Source organism: Chryseolinea sp. T2 (assembly GCF_037203685.1).
Taxonomy (GTDB): domain Bacteria; phylum Bacteroidota; class Bacteroidia; order Cytophagales; family Cyclobacteriaceae; genus Chryseolinea.
In genome coordinates this window covers 28602-46401 of record NZ_JBBCAU010000012.1, presented here as the reverse complement: position 1 = coordinate 46401, position 17800 = coordinate 28602, and the positions used below count along the sequence as shown (strand labels likewise).

At 45.7% G+C, this 17800-nt stretch carries 12 protein-coding genes; 5 read left to right on the top strand and 7 right to left on the bottom strand.

Going from position 1 to position 17800, the window contains the following annotated elements; genetic code table 11:
• The first annotated feature begins 46 nt into the window (after positions 1 to 46).
• On the top strand, positions 47 to 343 hold the full coding sequence (locus WBG78_RS28710; RefSeq protein ID WP_337329980.1) for a hypothetical protein: 297 nt from the start codon (positions 47 to 49) through the stop codon (positions 341 to 343).
• 203 nt (positions 344 to 546) lie between these two features.
• Entirely contained in the window at positions 547 to 1560 is a 1014-nt protein-coding gene (locus tag WBG78_RS28705) for an NERD domain-containing protein (protein WP_337329979.1), read from the top strand.
• A gap of 194 nt (positions 1561 to 1754) precedes the next feature.
• On the opposite strand, the gene WBG78_RS28700 is transcribed toward WBG78_RS28705, so the two are convergent.
• The gene (locus WBG78_RS28700) at positions 1755 to 2195 is read right to left on the bottom strand and encodes a DUF3276 family protein (protein WP_337329978.1); all 441 of its coding nucleotides are present in this window, start codon (positions 2193 to 2195) and stop codon (positions 1755 to 1757) included.
• Between the two features lie 175 nt (positions 2196 to 2370).
• On the opposite strand from WBG78_RS28700, the gene WBG78_RS28695 reads away from it, so the two are divergent.
• Complete coding sequence (locus WBG78_RS28695; protein WP_337329977.1) at positions 2371 to 7161, top strand: RecQ family ATP-dependent DNA helicase; 4791 nt, start codon at positions 2371 to 2373, stop codon at positions 7159 to 7161.
• Between the two features lie 324 nt (positions 7162 to 7485).
• Here WBG78_RS28695 and WBG78_RS28690 read toward each other — a convergent pair whose 3' ends face one another.
• The 3 genes from WBG78_RS28690 to WBG78_RS28680 are packed head-to-tail and all read right to left on the bottom strand — an operon-like array spanning position 7486 to position 9076.
• Positions 7486 to 8631 (bottom strand): hypothetical protein, encoded by a 1146-nt coding sequence (locus WBG78_RS28690; protein ID WP_337329976.1) that lies wholly within the window; start codon positions 8629 to 8631, stop codon positions 7486 to 7488.
• Between the two features lie 44 nt (positions 8632 to 8675).
• Positions 8676 to 8918 carry a CDGSH iron-sulfur domain-containing protein gene (locus WBG78_RS28685; protein WP_337329975.1) on the bottom strand — a complete coding sequence of 81 codons (243 nt, stop codon included), beginning with the start codon at positions 8916 to 8918 and terminating at the stop codon, positions 8676 to 8678.
• Positions 8882 to 9076, bottom strand: coding sequence for a hypothetical protein (locus tag WBG78_RS28680; protein ID WP_337330044.1), 195 nt, complete (start codon positions 9074 to 9076; stop codon positions 8882 to 8884). The genes WBG78_RS28685 and WBG78_RS28680 overlap by 37 nt, the downstream gene beginning before the upstream one ends.
• A gap of 119 nt (positions 9077 to 9195) precedes the next feature.
• Between WBG78_RS28680 and WBG78_RS28675 the strand changes: the two genes are divergently transcribed.
• Positions 9196 to 12282, top strand: coding sequence for a hybrid sensor histidine kinase/response regulator transcription factor (locus WBG78_RS28675; RefSeq protein WP_337329974.1), 3087 nt, complete (start codon positions 9196 to 9198; stop codon positions 12280 to 12282).
• A 142-nt stretch (positions 12283 to 12424) separates the two neighbouring features.
• On the opposite strand, the gene WBG78_RS28670 is transcribed toward WBG78_RS28675, so the two are convergent.
• Positions 12425 to 13990 (bottom strand): tail fiber domain-containing protein, encoded by a 1566-nt coding sequence (locus WBG78_RS28670; protein ID WP_337329973.1) that lies wholly within the window; start codon positions 13988 to 13990, stop codon positions 12425 to 12427.
• A gap of 456 nt (positions 13991 to 14446) precedes the next feature.
• Positions 14447 to 15478 carry a WG repeat-containing protein gene (locus WBG78_RS28665; protein WP_337329972.1) on the bottom strand — a complete coding sequence of 344 codons (1032 nt, stop codon included), beginning with the start codon at positions 15476 to 15478 and terminating at the stop codon, positions 14447 to 14449.
• Positions 15479 to 16077: 599 nt separating this feature from the next.
• Between WBG78_RS28665 and WBG78_RS28660 the strand changes: the two genes are divergently transcribed.
• Positions 16078 to 16902: an alpha/beta fold hydrolase gene (locus WBG78_RS28660; RefSeq protein WP_337329971.1), complete on the top strand. Its 825-nt coding sequence runs from the start codon at positions 16078 to 16080 to the stop codon at positions 16900 to 16902.
• Here the strand turns inward: WBG78_RS28660 and WBG78_RS28655 are convergent.
• Positions 16892 to 17692, bottom strand: a complete 801-nt coding sequence (locus WBG78_RS28655) for a response regulator transcription factor (RefSeq protein WP_337329970.1) — start codon at positions 17690 to 17692, stop codon at positions 16892 to 16894. The two genes, WBG78_RS28660 and WBG78_RS28655, sit on opposite strands and share 11 nt — an antisense overlap.
• Between the last annotated feature and the right edge of the window lie 108 nt (positions 17693 to 17800).

Genomic DNA, 17800 nt, shown 5'->3' with positions numbered 1-17800 from the left:
AATACTTGTGGACCTGAATTATCGGAAAGATTTAACTAACAGATACATGAATACAATTTCAAAATCAAGAAACGCGCAAGGAGGCAAGAGCAAAGAGGCTGGACGTAGAAAGGGCGAGCGAACCATTGTCATGCGCGTCCCTGTATCTAAGATTTCGGAAGTGCAGCAAGTTCTCAACCCTTCGCCCTTAGATCAAATTTATAAGGACGTGCGAGAGATTGCCAGTTACTTTGGCGGATACGAGGAGTTGCGGGAGGTAACGCATATGCTTGAGGCAGGTATCATTGGGCCAGTTAGCGAGCACGAAATAACCATCACCAGAATCCCTGGAGCAGCAGTTTGAGTTATTTTGAATTTAAGGATCAACTCTTGCTGAATTAGAAGCCCTGGTCATGTACATATGTTATAAGGCGATTTTGAAGGTTAGCAGTTAGTATCTGCGAACTAACTCGATCAGTCAAATGTGAATTTATTGGAGTCATTTAATTGACGCTGTGCGGGAGAGCTGCAGCGCTTATTCGGTGGAGAGTCTATCTGATTAAGATAGTGAGATACAAGCAAATTCTATTCGCGTTACTGTTGTCATTAGGACCTTTGGTGTCCTTCGCGGCTGATATTTATACAGTAACAACAGAGCTAAATGTAAGACTAGGACCGGGTAAACAATACCCTGTTTCCTTTACCTTGAAGGAAGGCGACGAGGTTGAGTTCTTGTCAAGTTGGGGAAGTTGGTATCAGGTCAGGTATTCAGGAAAGAGCGGCTATGTGTATTCAAAATACCTGCAATTCAAGAGAAAGACATCTCCTACCTCACTTGATACACAACAGATATCGGAGTTAGATACGAAACAGAGAAAAGTGTCCTACCTTCTCACGGCAGCCTATTTGTGTCTGGCAGGCTATGTTATTTTCATCATTTACGCGAAGCTGCGTGACAATAGGCTACTAGCTACAGTCACAGAATCGGATAGAGGAACTGGAACCGAAAGGGATCTGGTTCTGAAACTTCTAAAATGGGGCATACCCGCGAAATTCATTTTTCATGACTTGTATGTAGAAAAGACCAAAGGTGTCTTTTCTCAGGTCGACTTGGTAGTTGTTACTGAGGTTGGGATAATTGCATTTGAAGTGAAGAATTACAGTGGTTGGATTTTTGGAAGCGGCGATCAATCCAGATGGACCCAGGTATTGGCCTATGGCAAGCAAAAGTATCAGTTCTATAATCCCATAAAGCAGAACAGTAGGCATATCGCTGAGTTGAGAAAGCAGTTGTTTCAATTCAATAATATTCCATTTCATTCAGTTGTCGTCTTTTACGGCAATTCCGTATTCAGGCAAGTTGATTTTATTCCCGATGGAACGTTCCTGGTAAAATCGCGAAGAGTTTTGGATGTAATGGCGACTATTTTGACAGAGAATCCGCCAGTTCATTATACCAACGAAGATGAGATTATTCGCATCTTGAGTCAAGCAGTGACAAATGGTGGGATCATTGAGAATAGGATCAGGCACAGTGAGAACATAATGGCGATGAAAGGAATGCATCGCATATTTGACTAAGTACATCACTCCTTGGCGGACATTCTTCGGCGCGTACTCCGACACGCATCATTGTTTCAGTCCTACATGATAAGTGCTCCTAAACTTCGGTTTAATACGACGGAGTGCTCGTAGCAGCGAGAATTTGATAAGAAGAATCGGCGTCAGGGGAAATAGTTTGTGCGGCTACGCCTTTTGAATATAAATAATGCTTGCTAGCCCTCCTTGGCACCATACTTATCCCTTAATTCTAATTTCTCGATACGAGAACGAATGGCTCCTGCATTACGGCCAAAAATGTTTGAAAGTTCCTGAATCGTTTTTCCTTGACAGAAGAGTGTTGTGAGTTGATTGTCGTCCTGCTCAGTCCAAGGTTGATATGCATTCCTATTTTCCTTCCTCTTATCTTCTAGAGTGTAGGCCTTGTTTGGATTAATGGCCCCCTTAATCTTATTGATTGCTTCACTCACTGCATCATCAAACTTGTCAATATCTTCTTGAAATATCACAATACGTTGTTGCGTGTTGTCTGGTCCTGTCCTTTTGTCAACTGAAATCTCCATGTATAGAGAACCGTCGTTGGCCTTTCGGACACTCACTATGAAAGAGTCGCTACCGGAGTGAAATTGTTTGCGGAAGATATCACCGTTGATCATGCTAGTTTTCTTAAGCACCGTAAACATAGCAAGCAGACTCCCAATTGTAACGTACTGAAAATGAAATTTGATAGAAATTCCAGCCGAGAGAACTATGCTTCGCCTAGACGGGAAAATCTCATTTTGTCGACAGCGAACGTTTTTATACCTTATCCACAACACCGTGACGATAGGCATGCCCTCCATTGCATTTATTGATACAGAAGTAGATGTAAAATCAAAACGGATTCTCGAGATCGGCTGTGTTACGGACGACCGCAGATCCTTTCGTGGAGCATCGCTTTCTTCCTTCTTCGATTTTCTTCATGGTGTCGAGTTCTTTTGCGGTCATAACATAATCGCTCACGATGTGCCCTTCATAACAAAGAACTATCCGACAGGACATCTACGTCCGGCAATTGATACTCTTTACCTGTCGCCATTACTTTTTCCCAAAACGCCGTATCACGCTCTTGTCAAGGATGACAAGATTAATCCGGAGGGACCGAATAATTCACTCAACGATGCTAAAAAGGCTGAAGAATTATTCTATGCCGAAGTGCAGGCTTTTGACTTGCTGGCGAAGGAGGTTAAGCATTTGTATTATTCTTTGCTCGGACAGACCGCCGAATTCGCTGCGTTCTTTTCGTTCATTGGATTCTCAACAAATGACACACGAATGGGCTCTGATATCATTCGTGAAGTTGCCGGTGACAAGATCTGCGCCAATGCGGAATTGGAGAGTCTTATATTGAACTATCGCATTGAACTTGCCTATTGTCTCAGTCTCATCCTCATCGACGACCGCTATTCCATTGCGCCTCGTTGGATTCTGAAAAACTTTCCTGCGGTAGACCAGGTTATGAAGTTACTCAGAAGCAAGCCTTGCCCGGATGGATGCGCTTATTGTAACGAAAAGTTAGATGCACATGTCAATTTAAAACGTCTATTTGGCTACGATCAATTTCGATCTTACGATGGTCAGCCGCTGCAGGAGCAGGCAGTGAAGGCTGCCCTGTCTGGGCGATCAATTCTTACCGTATTTCCGACAGGCGGAGGAAAGTCGATCACCTTTCAAATACCGGCATTGATTGCGGGTGAAACGGCGAAGGCATTGACCATTATTATCTCTCCTTTGCAGTCACTGATGAAAGACCAGGTCGATAATTTGGAACGACATAGTATAACTGAAGCCGTCACCATAAATGGTTTGCTTGATCCGATCGAGCGCGCAAAATCTTTCGAACGTGTGGCCGATGGCCAGGCGTCATTACTATACATCTCACCGGAATCCTTGCGATCGCCGTCGGTAACAAATCTGCTGTTAGGGAGAAAGATTGCCCGATTTGTTATTGATGAGGCGCACTGTTTTTCAGCGTGGGGTCAAGACTTTCGCGTTGACTACTTGTATATCGGGGACTTCATACGGGAAATTGAACAGAAAAAGCAGCTTTCGGAACGAATACCAGTGTCGTGCTTTACGGCGACTGCCAGGCAGAAAGTGATAGAGGATATCCAGGAATACTTTCTGAAAAAGAACGGCCTTGAACTCGAGCTATTCACATCTACAGCATCCCGGAACAATCTTTCTTACACGGTCTTGGAGCAGTTTAATGATGACGAGAAATACAGTACACTCAGAAATCTAATTGTCGATAAGGATTGTCCGACGATTGTGTATGTGTCGCGTACGCGTAGAGCGGAGGACCTTGCCGAGAAGCTAAGCAAGGATGGCGTAAATGCAAGAGCCTATCACGGCAAGCTGGACATCAAAGAAAAGGCTGCCAATCAGGATGCCTTCATCAACGGAAAGGTACAGGTGATAGTAGCAACGTCGGCCTTTGGTATGGGCGTTGATAAGAAGGACATCGGAATGGTTATTCACTATGAAATATCCGATTCCATTGAAAATTACGTGCAAGAAGCTGGGCGGGCAGGCAGAGACGAAAACATTTCTGCGGTCTGTTATGTTCTGTTCAACGAAGATGACCTTGGCAAACATTTCATTTTATTGAATCAGACGAAGCTGAGTCTAAAGGAGATTCAGCAGGTTTGGAAAGCAGTTAAGGAAATGTCAGGCTCCAGAACATCACTATCAAACTCGTCTTTGGAAATTGCAAGGAGAGCTGGCTGGGATAGCAATGTTGACCAAATCGAAACAAGGGTCACCACTGCAATTGCCGCACTGGAGGAAGCAAAATATGTAAAGCGTGGACAGAATCTTCCGCGTGTTTTTGCAACCAGTATATTGTCCGAATCGGCTGCAGATGCTATTGCAAAAATCAATGTGTCGAAGCGCATGGACGATCGGCAGAAGATACAGGCAACCCGCATCATTAAGAAACTGATTTCGAGCAAGAGAAGAAAAGAGGTCATGGATGAAGTTGCCGAGGCGAGAGTCGACTACATCTCAGATCATTTAGGGATTAAGAAGGAAGAGGTAATCGGTATTATAACCCTCCTCCGAGAGGAGAATATCTTGGCTGATCAAAACGACCTAACAGCTTATATTAGAAGGGGAGAAGCGAGCAATAAATCCCTATCAATCCTGGAATCGCTGGGACAAATTGAAAGGCGTTTGTTGGAGATCCTGACTATCGTGGAGGTTGATTTCAACATTAAGGATATCAATGAGCACCTGGAGGCTCAGGGGTGCAAAGGGGTAACCCCACAACACATAAAGACGATTGTTAATTTTTGGGCAATCAAGAATTGGATAAAGAGGCAGTTTCAGGATTATTCCAAAAACACGATGAGTGTGATGTGTTTGGAATCCAGAGAAGTCCTGATGGACAAGCTTGAGAAGCGACATGAACTTGCAAGATTCATCGTTATGTATCTGTATGGAAAAGTTCCTGTTCAGGCCGCGAAGGAAACTTTGGAAGGTGAGCACCTCGTGGAATTCTCGGTTCATCAGGTGAAGGTTGAATTTGAACGCAACGCTTCGTTGTTCAATAGCACGGTAACAATAGACGAAGTTGAAGACGCTCTATTTTTTCTATCCAGGATCGAAGCGGTTTCTATTGAAGGCGGATTTCTGGTTACCTACAATAGTCTGAGAATTGAAAGACTCGAACAAAATAACAAGATCCAATACAAAATCGCTGACTATCAGAAATTGAGTCGCTTTTATGAAAGCCGAGTGGAACAAATACACATAGTTGGTGAATATGCAAAACAGATGGTGCGTGATAAGCCAAGAGCGCTGCAATATGTTGGCGATTATTTTCAACTTGATTTTAACGTCTTCCTCAATAGATATTTTCCGGGGAACCGTCAAAAGGAGATAAAGCGTAATATTACACCGAAGAAGTTCGAGCAGCTGTTTGGAACCCTGTCGTCTAAGCAGCTCGAAATAATTAATGACGCACAGTCACAGTACATCCTCGTCGCTGCCGGTCCTGGCAGCGGAAAGACAAGGGTATTGGTTCATAAACTGGCGTCGTTAGCGTTGCTGGAGGATGTGAAGACAGACCAGATGCTGATGATTGCTTTTTCGAGGGCTGCCGTCTCGGAGTTTAAGAAGAAACTGTTTGACCTGATAGGTACGGTTGCTCACTATATTGAAATTAAGACCTTTCATTCATATTGCTTTGACCTGCTGGGGCGAGTTGGCTCGCTGGAAAAGTCTGACAACATTATCAAGGAAGCGATAGTAAGAATTCAAAACGGCGAGGTGGAGAGAAGCCGCATCACGAAAACAGTACTCGTCATAGATGAAGCACAGGACATCGATAACGACGAATTCGAACTTCTCCGTGCTATTATCGCGCAGAATGATGATATGCGCGTAATAGCAGTAGGTGATGACGATCAGAATATTTTTGCGTTCAGGGGAGCAGATTCACAATACATGAGGCGGCTTATTGTGGACAACGGCGGGAGGGTATACGAGTTAACGCAAAATTATCGGAGTATCGGGCTCCTGGTTGAGTTCAGTAATCAGTTTCTTAAGAAAATCGGGAACCGTTTAAAGTCGACGGCCATCAGTTCTATGCGAACGGAAGAAGGTATTGTGAGGCTAACGAAGCATAGGGCTGCCTACCTTTACGAGCCATTGGTAAGGGATATTGTTGTTAGCGAGAAGTCCGGAACTGCCTGCGTATTGACGAGAAGGAATGAGGAAGCGTCGGTGGTGGTGGAACAGTTGATGAAACAGGGGATTAATGCCAGACTTGTGCAGAGCAACGAGGGATTCAACCTGTACAATCTTTATGAGGTGAGGTATTTCCTGGATCAGCTGCAAATGGCGGATGCGCCAATCATCAGCAACGACGCCTGGAAAACGGCCAAGGCACGTACGCTGACAAAGCTCAAGGCCAGTAACAAACTGGGAATTATCAAACGAATTATCGCAGAGTTTGAGTCGAGCGCGGGCAGTAAGAAGTTCAAGTCAGACCTGGAGGTATTCATACGGGAGTCAAGGCTCGAGGATTTTTATTTTGACAATGGCGAGGAAATACTGGTATCGACGATACATAAATCGAAGGGAAGGGAATTTGACCGGGTGTACTTAATGCTCAACGGAGCGCAGTCGACGACGGATGAGGAGTTGAGGCCGCTTTATGTCGCTATCACTCGCGCAAAACATCTTCTTAGCATTCACACCAATGGAACTGAATTTGACGGAATTGTGTGCCCAGGATTAATGAAGCGTGAAGAAAACATTGAGTACGGACGGCCCGCGGAGTTTAGGCTGCAACTGTTGCTCGCCGACGTTTGGCTGGACTACTATATTGAAAGACAGAGTTTGTACACGACCCTGTTAAGTGGAACGGCGTTGGAGGTCCGGCAAGATGGGTGCTGTGATATGCAAGGAGCGTACGTTTTAAAGTTCTCTCAAAAATTTAAGACAAGAATTGCGGAACTTGAGCAAAAGGGATTCCGGCTAACGGAAGCATGTGTAAATTTTATTGTTTACTGGAAGAAGGAAGGGACGGATGCAGAGTGCAAAGTTATTTTGCCGGAAGTGTTGTTTAAGAGATAGTTTGGCGTCAAGACAATTTTAAGATCCGTATAACTTTTACCGGAGGCAATGGGATTTTTCAGAGCGATGAATAAGAGGTTTAGGTCGACCAAGGAAAAGGAGCGAGTCGGAATAAATCTGAAGAAGTATAAAGAGCATAATGGTAGATTCAATTGCGGATTGAGGGTGTGAGATGACGACTTGACCTTTGGGGGTTTTGATCGATCAATACAGGTCGTCGACGTGGTGGGCACCAAATGCGTGGCGCGCGGAATATCGTTCGGAATTAGTACTAACGATGTGCGATCCGCCGTCGGCGGATCAAATGCAAAATCCCTGGACGCTTTACGGGATATGAAAGCTGCAGAATCGACGGGAAATAGGATTGAAATTAAATCGCTCTCTTGCTACGACAATCTTCGAAGGCGTTCCTGTAACGCCCACCAGATTGATCGTCCGGAATAACCATTCATTCCGGTCATGGTGAAGCTGTATTTCAAGAGAGTCGTTCACATCCGTCCATTCGTCTTGCGAAGAGATTTTCATTTGATATGATTTCAGGTTCGGCGTAGTTGATTGCAACTTCACCAGTGCTTTCTCGCCGTTAATCTTAACGTCAGCTTTTACAGTATTGGGTGTCCATTCGAAGGCACTTCGATCGGTAACTGGAACCATAAATTCCGTTTTGTATGCCCAGTGCGGTTTGTTATCCCAGATCCACGTATGGGTCTTGAAATAATCATCGGCGTACATGTTGAGGTGATCGATATCCTCGCCAGGTTCGGGCCATCCGGTAAAGCGATTGTTTCCGGCCTCCCATTCAATCCACGTATAGGTCTGAGCAAAACGTTCCTTTGTTACCTGATTGATCTTACCGCCCTTGTCGGCCACACCATCCGTTGAAATCGGCGTCCGGTTTTTTCCTTTGACCAATACCACATCCGCGGCTTTATTCTTCAAATACTCGTCGCGTATCTCCAACGCCGATAATGGAATTCCATCCTTTTCGAAATGATGATTGTACTTCGCATCTGACAGGAACCACTTATGAAATTTGTTACTCCAGATCTCATTGATCCCATGATGTCCATCGGGACCACCTTTCACACCGGGTCCTGCACCCAAACAGCGTGTAAGGTAACCGTATGAATTCATGACTGCATTCTGAATGATCATATAGTGACCACAATGAAATCCCTGGCCTTTTAATCCGGCGTCAATAATTCTGTCGGCATAACCATCACCCGGATAGTTGTCTTCAAAGTCGCCGATGTTGACTACTGTCCTGATCCAATCACGGAGTAGCAGCATTCGTTCAAATTCATCCTGTTCACCGTGAAATACGGTGTCCAGTTGATACTTCACCCTCAACGAATCAAATTTTGGTGAGTTGAGGTCTTCAAATGATTTAAATGCCGTGTTCTCCACAAACACAGGTTGATCCACTTCAACGACTGCATATGGTTGTTTCTTTCCACACGATGAAGCCATCCAGCAAAAGATCAAGAGCAAAACAGGAGTTCTCATATTGTTCATTACGCCTTCTTCGGAGGCAAATCAAACACTTTGGCCTCATGTCCCAAATGTTCCTTGTGAGAGCCATCACAAAAACGTTTGTTTGCGGACCGACCACAGCGGCAAAGTGAAACAATCGTTCTACCCTGCAGGCCGTATACATTTCCGTCTTTGTCCACAATTTCAAAGTTGCCTTCTACTTTAACAGAGCCTTTGTTGTTGATGATCAGTTTTTGTCGCTGCCATGATTTGTATTCACGCAAAGATAACAATCCTGGTTGTAAATTCTTTGCTGCGATGGGATTGCCATGTTCGATCCGAACACATCATCGTTACGACCATACAATGCTGCGCGATTGATAGCCGTGTCAACATGGCGCAGACTTCGAAAGAACAGCGATCCATAAGACACCCGTTCCAATGTTGCATATTTATGTTAAATTGTCTCTCCTGATCGGTAGCGGGTGCGACTGCACCCTGATTCAAAGATTAAGAAGTTCCTAGTGTAGTTATCTGCAATCCCTACTAACTCGTCAATAGATGAACGTTTTACTTCCGTCATCTGGACGTTTCAATCAAAGGCGCTTACATTTAGTCGCCTCATGCGTCATCGTGTTTTGCGCGGTGGCCCATGCGCAGCATACAACGCACCTGTTAGACAGCCTCAATAGTACCCTGAAGTCTGCATCTTCAGATGCGGATAAGATTCGCATCCTGAAAGCCATTGCCGATGAATCAGATCACGACAAAGGCATTGTCTACAGCCAACAGGCCCTCACCCTTGCAGAGAAAAACGGCAACACCAAAGTGATTGCAGAAGGGCTTCTTCACCTCGGGTCACTGTACACGCGAACAAGTAACTACGATCCTGCGCTTACGACTTTACGAAAAGGCATCGACCTCTGTGAAGCAAACAACTATACTTCGTTGCTTGCTGATTCGTACCTGCAACTGAGCATCGTTTATGTAAGGCAGCAAAAACTTGATTCGGCCCGCGCTATCCTAAACAAAAGCCTTGCACTTGATCTGGGTAAAGATGATGAAGTCAAGCAAAGCTTCGTTTATAATATGCTTGGAAATGTGTTCAAAGAGGAGAACAATTTCGAGGAGGCATCCGCGAACTACATTCACGCCTCGACCATCTTTGAAGAGTATCACAATGATGAAGGTCTTACGCAAAGCCTATCGAACATCGGGAATATCCAATACCTCCTTGGCCATTATGACAAGGCGTTGGGGTATGCCCATCAATGCCTTGTGATCGCAGAAAGAATCCCCAAACAATCGTCCATTGCGTATGCCCGCCGACTGATGGGAAGAATCTATCGCAAGCAAGGGAAGTTTGAAGAAGCCTTGAAGACCTATGATGCCGCGCTTGCAGTATACGAGAAAATGGGGGAACGAAGAGATGTCGCAGAGACCAGCACTAACATCGGAAATATCTACTTTGAATTGAAGAAATTCGATGATGCGCTGAAGTATTATGTCAGCGCGCTAATCATTCAGCGAAGCATTGCAGACTCGATGGGAATGGCCTACGATTTCAGTGCACAAGCGATGGCTTACTGGAATATCCGCAGGCCGAATATGGCTGTTATGTATTTTGATTCTGCGATGCTCTTCGCGCGAAGAAAAAATCTTCTATCACTGGTGATGGATGGCTACCAGTATAAAAGTGAATTGTACCACGAACAGAAGAACTATCGGCTGGCTCACGACAACTATGTGCTGTATGCGAATCTGAAAGACAGCATTGCCGCGCTTCGAAACCAGGAGGCGTCCAATGAACTGGAAGCGAAATATCAGAATGAAAAGAAACAGAGCGAGATCAATGCCCTCCATGCCGAGAATGAGATCAAGACGCTGCAACTTGACAAACAGCGTACGCAGAGAATATACCTGATTGGCGTTTCACTTCTGTCGATCCTGTTGATCGGTGTGCTGTATAACCGATACCTCATCAAGCAACGCACCGCAGATAAGCTGAAGCAACTGGATACAGCAAAGTCGAGGTTCTTTGCCAACATCTCACATGAATTCCGTACGCCCCTTACACTGATATTGACGCCCCTGCAGAAGTTACTTTCACAGCCCGATACGACTATAGGGCGGGATGAACTGAGTATGATGCATAGAAACGCGACCCGGCTTCACGCACTCATCAACCAGCTTCTCGATTTGTCCAGGATAGAGGCGGGAAAGATGAAACTGCAGGTGGCGGAAACCGATCTCAGGAGTACGGTGATGACGTTGTACTCGGCGTTCCAATCGCAGGCGGACCAACGCGGTATTCATTATACAGTTACCATAGATGAGGGCGTGACTAAAGGTTTTGTTGATCGCGACAAGCTGGAAAAAATTGTCTTCAATCTGATCTCCAATGCGTTTAAGTTTACTTCCGATGGTGGCACTATCTCCATAGAGGCAAGCTACTCCAATGCACTAACGCTGTGTGTACGCGACAATGGCATTGGTATATCGGCAGACCACATCAAGTATGTCTTCGACCGATTTTATCAGGTTGATGACTCGTCGACGCGTACAGGCGAGGGGACAGGCATTGGTTTGTCGCTCGCAAAAGAATTGGCGGAAGTGCATCATGGCACCCTGACTGTGACCAGTGAAACCGGAAAGGGTAGTGAATTTAAGCTGACGATTCCGGTAGACCGGCATCAGTACAAGTCAGAGGAGATTGTTACTCCGGCGTTCGGTGTCAACATGGATAAGACGTCTTCTGAAGAAATTGGAGATTCATCAGAACTTGCAGATTCACCAGAGTATTTTGCCGATGGCGTAGCAAACCATGACGTTGCATCCGATGACGTTGCAACAGCGGGAACAGGTTCATCTGCTTTGGAGTTGCCGCTCGCGCTTATCGCGGAGGACAATCAGGATATGCGCTCATTCATCAGGAAGATACTGACGTCCAACTACAGGGTATTGGAAGCAGAGGATGGAGTGATCGCATGGGAGAAAGCATTATCGGTGATCCCTGATATAGTGGTCACCGACGTTATGATGCCGCGCATGGATGGCACAGCCCTCTGCGAGAAATTGAAAAGTACGTCTGCAACGAGTCATATACCCGTCGTTATGCTTACCGCCAAGGCAGGGCAGGACAGCAAGCTCGACGGGCTTCAGCGCGGCGCGGATGATTATCTGGTCAAGCCATTCGACGCTTTAGAATTGCAATTGCGTGTTCACAACCTGGTGGAGCAACGGCGCAAGTTGCGTGAGCTGTACCGTCAGCAGATAACGTTGCAGCCACAGGATGTAGTGGTCACTTCTGTCGATGGTGAATTCCTGAAAAACATCATGGCTATCCTGGAACGAAGGTATTCAGATCCTGATTTTGGTGTCGAAGAATTCAATCGCGAGATTGGTCTCAGTCGGATGCAATTGCACCGTAAACTGAAAGCGTTAACGGATCAGTCCACCGGAGAATTCATCAGGCATTTCCGTTTGGAAAAAGCGTGTCAATTGCTGGTAATCAAAAACGCGCAGATAGGTCAGGTGGCGTATGATTGTGGATTCACCAACGTTTCACATTTCAGCAAATGCTTTAAAGACCATAAAGGGATGACGCCGTCGGAGTTTGTTCACCGGAGTTCGGACGTTTTAGTGTGACGATGCGCCAATGCATGTATGAGCAGATGACTCCCCAATGGAACGTATCCGCTTCAGTCCTGGTCATTCAAGCCTGAAATGAACCGCCCATAGCCGATCAGTTGCACAGCGATGAACGGTTCAGTTCTCAGACTTTTGTGAACTACTTCGTCAGGATAAGACGTTTCGTATCCACAACTTTTCCATCGACGATTAAAGCATATAGGTACATCCCGGCGCTGAATTCACCTGCCGAGAGCTTAATGGATGAGTTACCCCGTTGTGTAACTTGAAAAGTCTTAAGTTGTTTGCCTTCCATGTTGTAGACGATCAACTCGGCTTGCCTGGTGGTTTCCGGCAGCGCCATTTTGATCTCTGTATCCAATGAAAATGGATTGGGTGTATTCTGAAAAAGCGTAGCCTTTAGTTCACTGGCATCTCCTGAAGTTCCATTGTAAGCACCGAGCTTTTCTTTCAATGCGCTGATCTCGAGTGTCTGTTCCTCCAGAATCTGTTGCTGTTCGTTCATCTTAGATGTCAACTCCTGTACTGCCTTGACAAGGGGCACAACAAAGTCGTCGTAACGAATGCTATAATGATCATTCTCGTTTTGTGGTGATTCGACTCCGCTAAATACGTACCCTGATTTTTTTACCAACTGTTCTACCTCCTGTGCGATGAAACCGGTTTGCCTTGAAGGCGCGGCCTTCACGTTAGTCAACTGGGAACCGTCGTCAGGGACATTTAAGAATCTCCGCAGTGCTGCCCTGTCAAGTTCATAGCTAACAGGCCGCAACTGATTAATGAAGTCAAGTCCTGATACGTCTTCTTTGACGTTCACCTTAAAGCGACCGTCGGATACCACAGACCATCCCACGGCACCGCCAATGCTGGTGACTGAGGAGTTTCCTATCCTCACCGAATTGGAAAATGTTGTTATTGCCCCGTTACCAAGTGAAGTAGTGTTCTCGTACGTGTCCTTGTCCGGGCCGGCGGAATTGCCTAAAGCTGTATTGTAGCTTCCTGTAGAATTATTGGCGAGCGTCCGGCGACCAATTGCTGTATTAAATTGGCCCCTGGAATTAGCGAAGGCAGCGGAAAGACCGACGGCCGTATTATTTGAACCTGTGATGTTGGCGTTTAACGAGCCGAAGCCTACCGCGGTATTGCCGTCGCCCGAGGTGTTAAACTGCAACGCGAGCGAACCGTTAGCGGTGTTGTTGCTGGCGGTATTGGAATTGAGCGCCTTGTTACCCGTTGCAGTATTGTTGTTTCCTGTCTTATTAACAGAGAGCGCGAAGCTTCCAATGGCAGTGTTTTCTATCCCTGAGGTATTGCTGTAAAGGCTGGACGCCCCGAGGGCAGCATTGTCCTTACCCGTTGTGTTGGAGTGCATCGAAAGATATCCATTGGCGGTGTTGAATGATCCGGTGGTGTTATCGTAGAGCGATTCGAACCCTGTTGCCGCATTGGCGCCTCCGGTGGTGTTAGAAAAAAGAGTGTTCGCACCGAGGCCGGTATTCTGATTTCCAGTGGTTAGTCGTCCGCTGAAGGCACCGAAAAAGGAATTCTCAGAACTGGTTAGGGTAGCGGTCTGGCCGGCAGACTCGCCGAAGTAGCTGCCCTTGATGCCCCAAAACCCTGCGTTTGTTCCGTATCGCGTGGGCTGTGCGACAAGGTTCGCGCTGACAGTCAATGTCGCTAAGAGTAGTGCAGATGTCCATTTCATAACGAGAGGATTTAAGTGAACGAATGTTTTTTAGATGAATGATACACGCGTGTGTTGGTAACCCATAAAACTATCGCCTCAGGTGTGTTTGGGTTGTTGGATTTGTCCCAATTGATGTGCTGGGCGTAACATGCAGGTGATGGGGTGGTGAATTTTCAGCGATATGTCGCTGGTTACAGGGAGTGGGATGGCAGGTTGGTAGGATATGCGTTAGCCTGTCAGGAAGAATCCCATCAACTGTGTTGTTGCGGAAGTTGGTTAAGCTTCGGAGAGATCAGCTGTTTGCAGCAGACGGACAACGGTACGCAGCATGGAGCTGGCTTGCCATCCATGAATTTCATAGAGGACTGCTGCTACGGTACTGGTGGCAGTGCCTCGTTACGCAACAGTTTCACCGTCATCGTAACCACAGCGTTGATATGAGCACCTTCGAATTTCCGAAAAACTTAAGGATTGTTAAAAGGTCGATGATGATCCTTTCACTATTACGAACGTCCCTTTGATGTCAACAAATCCAGTCACGGACACTCCTGATGATTCATAGGATGCTTGTGCAAGATTTGACACAGGATCGAAGAACGTTAGCGACCTAAACTTAGGTTCTATAATGACAGTTCCGTTTTTGTCAGCTAATCCGAGGGAGTTGGCAATAATGAAAAGGATATAACCATTTTCCATGGAAGCAAAGGTAGCGGTTGCTGCTTTAGGATGTTTTAGAATATCGTTGAATCCCTTGACACTTCCATCCTTGAATAACAAGGTTGCCTGGTTCCCGTTCACGTTATACCGAGACAATGCGACACCATTAGAAAAATTGTAATATCGACTTTCTCTCGATCCGGAAAATTGCTGAAGACTTCCTTTTTTAATTTCCAGAACAACTTTTCCAGTTTTGTCTATATAGGCATAGTCGAAATTGGTGTTATCTTTTGGATACACGATTGCGAGGCCGTCCGAAAAATCCCCTGGTTGATAACTAAACTGAAAAGGGATTACAACTTTACCATTTCTATCAAGGTACCCGTACTTGAACTCGCCATGTTCGACTATTCTTTGCACACGTATCAATCCGTCAGAAAGTTTACCGATAGTCACGTTATCGACCTTCTCGATTAGTTTTCCGGAACGATCATAAATCCCATGTTGTTGTATACCCGGCTTTACGTCCGGTGGGAGTTTTATCTTTTCGCCGTTTGCCTTAATCATATATGAATCACCCCGATAACTTTTTGTTTCAACGTATGCGTAACCTTGATCATCGAATGGTTCACAGAGACTGTATTCACATGGGATTACCAATTTTCCCGATCTGTCTATATACCCAGTTTTGTCAACGTCGGCCGAGACCGCGCAGTATCCATTAATGAAGCCTTCATCGGAGATGCTTTTGTATTTACCATAGGGGACCAGGAAGTTGCCCTTTGCGTCAATAATTCCCCAGGAACGACCTTTCCTAACAACAGAAAGCCCCTGTTGAAAGGGCTTCATGTCGTCACAGTCAATCTTAACCGCCGACGGCGAAACAGGGCTATTTTGAGAAAACAAATTGAATGACAAACAGACGAGGATTGACAGGGCGAGAGCTCTCATATAGATAGATAGGTTAATACAATGCAAGCTGGGGTTGACTTCTATTGTAAGGTGATGCAATGTCACGGGTTGCACTCCGCCAGCTGCATTTGGAATAGCACTTGGCGACAGCTCATAAACTTAGCGAGCAGAGTGACGCGCGTAAATAGTCATTGATGACTATTTTATCGTAAGACATTGCACTCACGCAAGTATGGCAATACCGTAAAGGAGGTTGGGTGTCGCTAGTGTAGTTGCAGTATAGTTGTCATCGTCGTTCCCCCACACTGCCAGAAAGAACTAGCCTCGGCTAAGAAGTGCGCATCAAGTTGACAACTCATCCTGAGTGAGGATCACTTATTCTGGAATATTTCTTATTTTTCAATACACCTCTCGATTGTGTCTGAAAAGCGAAACCGTGGTAGCAGTAACGTTGACAGTGATCGAAGCCTTTTACTTAATTGTATAGTTCTTCAAGACAATTTAGATCCGTTGAGGCCTACGGGTGCCAGAACGTTATGAGTTCCCACTTCTATAGATTTTCCGACAACACCACTATTGCCTACAAGGACTTCAATTCTCACAAGAGTGATAGCCTGGTATTCATCCATGGGAATAGTAACTCAAGCCGGGTTTGGACACCCCAAATTGACAGCAAGACCTTGAGTGACTACCGCATCATTACGCCTGATCTTCCCGGTCATGGGCAATCGTCAGCAATAGCGTCGGGCGACTATAGTGTGATCAATATGGCTTCCATCATGGTGAAGTTCGTCAATGCTGTTGTAGGTAAAGTATCATATTGTCTTGTTGGATTGAGCCTGGGGGGAAATGTAATAGCAGAGATGCTGAGATTGGGTTGTCAGCCTACAGGTATTGCCTTGATCTCAACTGGCCTTGTAGGAAAAGAAGTACCCGTTGCGCGCGTGGTTAGAGACGGCGTCGTAGCAGAAGTATTGTTTCAACCTTCTCCTGCGTTGTCTAGCATACAGCGCTATTACAGCACGCTGATAAGGCAGAACAATTCAAGTCTTGTGGATATGCTGATTGAAGATCACTGTAAGACGCGACCACAGTTTCGTGCTGAGTTTCCCAAAAGTATTGGTGAAGGTAAGTACTCGGATGAACTTGACTTAGTAAGGAAATGGGGCAAGCAGCCGCTCGTTGTGTATGGCTGTGATGATCAAAGCATACCACCCGATGTGCTTGACCAGGTCGAACTTCCTTACTGGGGTGGTGGAATACATAAGTTCACTGACGTCGGCCACCTGGTGAACATAGACCAGCCGTTGCTCTTTGACGAGTTGATCCGGCAATATTGCCAGGACGTCTTCAGTATTTAAGAAAGCCGTTTTCAAGCGCAAACCTCACAAGACCCACGGAAGTCTTGCAATTGGTTTTCTCCAACAGATTTCTTCGATGATTGTCGACTGTGTGCTTGCTGATAAACAACTTCTGGGCGATCTCTTCGCTACTCAGATCATCACAGACGCATTTCAATATTTCAATCTCACGCTTCGTTAGCGTGATTTCTTCGCTGCCTGAAATGAAAGTGTTGTTCTGCACAACAGATGGATGCGCACCAGATTTTTCATCCTTATCCAAACGGACGATCCTATGATTAAGCTTGTTACCTGTCACAAAAGATGACACGTCATAAAGAAAACCAATGCTTGCTAATGGGAGCCCTGTGCTTGTTGCTTTAATAAAAAATGATTCCTGCATTACATGCCGATATTCGCCAGATTTACGTTTGCCACGATAGTTGCATTGGAACAAATAGGACGAATATTCAGCCGGCGGTGTCGCCTTCAGGAAGTCAAGGTTGGCGGGAAAGATTTTCTCATCGAATACTTTGAGGTCCTGCTTGTGCCATAGTTTGAAAGCGAACTCCACGCCCCCGTCAAGAAAGTGAGATATCGGATGTTCGATGAGGTCCTTCATCCTGGGAGATGCATAGATATATTTCTTTCTCGTGTAGTCGAGGATATAGCACGCTGGCATGGTGTGCTGCAGGAAGTTATTGATGCGTGCGCCAATCGTTGAACCATTGGTCAACAGCTCGTCGACGTCGTCGATTGATGTATTGTGCACGGTTCCTAAAAACTCTGAGTAGGACAGATCGGCCTTCATAACGGGTGGTGTGGGTAATGTGTTGAACGACCATAGCTAAGATACCGCATTATTCACCAATTGGCAAAGGAGAGGTTGTTGTGAAGAGGCTTACGCATGAGCGTTAAA

Coding starts and splice junctions, on each gene's coding strand:
- WBG78_RS28710 (WP_337329980.1), top strand. CDS start 47: ATGAATACAATTTCAAAATCAAGAAACGCGCAAGGAGGCAAGAGCAAA.
- WBG78_RS28700 (WP_337329978.1), bottom strand. CDS start 2,195: ATGATCAACGGTGATATCTTCCGCAAACAATTTCACTCCGGTAGCGAC.
- WBG78_RS28695 (WP_337329977.1), top strand. CDS start 2,371: ATGCCCTCCATTGCATTTATTGATACAGAAGTAGATGTAAAATCAAAA.
- WBG78_RS28690 (WP_337329976.1), bottom strand. CDS start 8,631: ATGGCTTCATCGTGTGGAAAGAAACAACCATATGCAGTCGTTGAAGTG.
- WBG78_RS28675 (WP_337329974.1), top strand. CDS start 9,196: ATGAACGTTTTACTTCCGTCATCTGGACGTTTCAATCAAAGGCGCTTA.
- WBG78_RS28670 (WP_337329973.1), bottom strand. CDS start 13,990: ATGAAATGGACATCTGCACTACTCTTAGCGACATTGACTGTCAGCGCG.
- WBG78_RS28665 (WP_337329972.1), bottom strand. CDS start 15,478: ATGAAGCCCTTTCAACAGGGGCTTTCTGTTGTTAGGAAAGGTCGTTCC.
- WBG78_RS28660 (WP_337329971.1), top strand. CDS start 16,078: ATGAGTTCCCACTTCTATAGATTTTCCGACAACACCACTATTGCCTAC.
- WBG78_RS28655 (WP_337329970.1), bottom strand. CDS start 17,692: ATGAAGGCCGATCTGTCCTACTCAGAGTTTTTAGGAACCGTGCACAAT.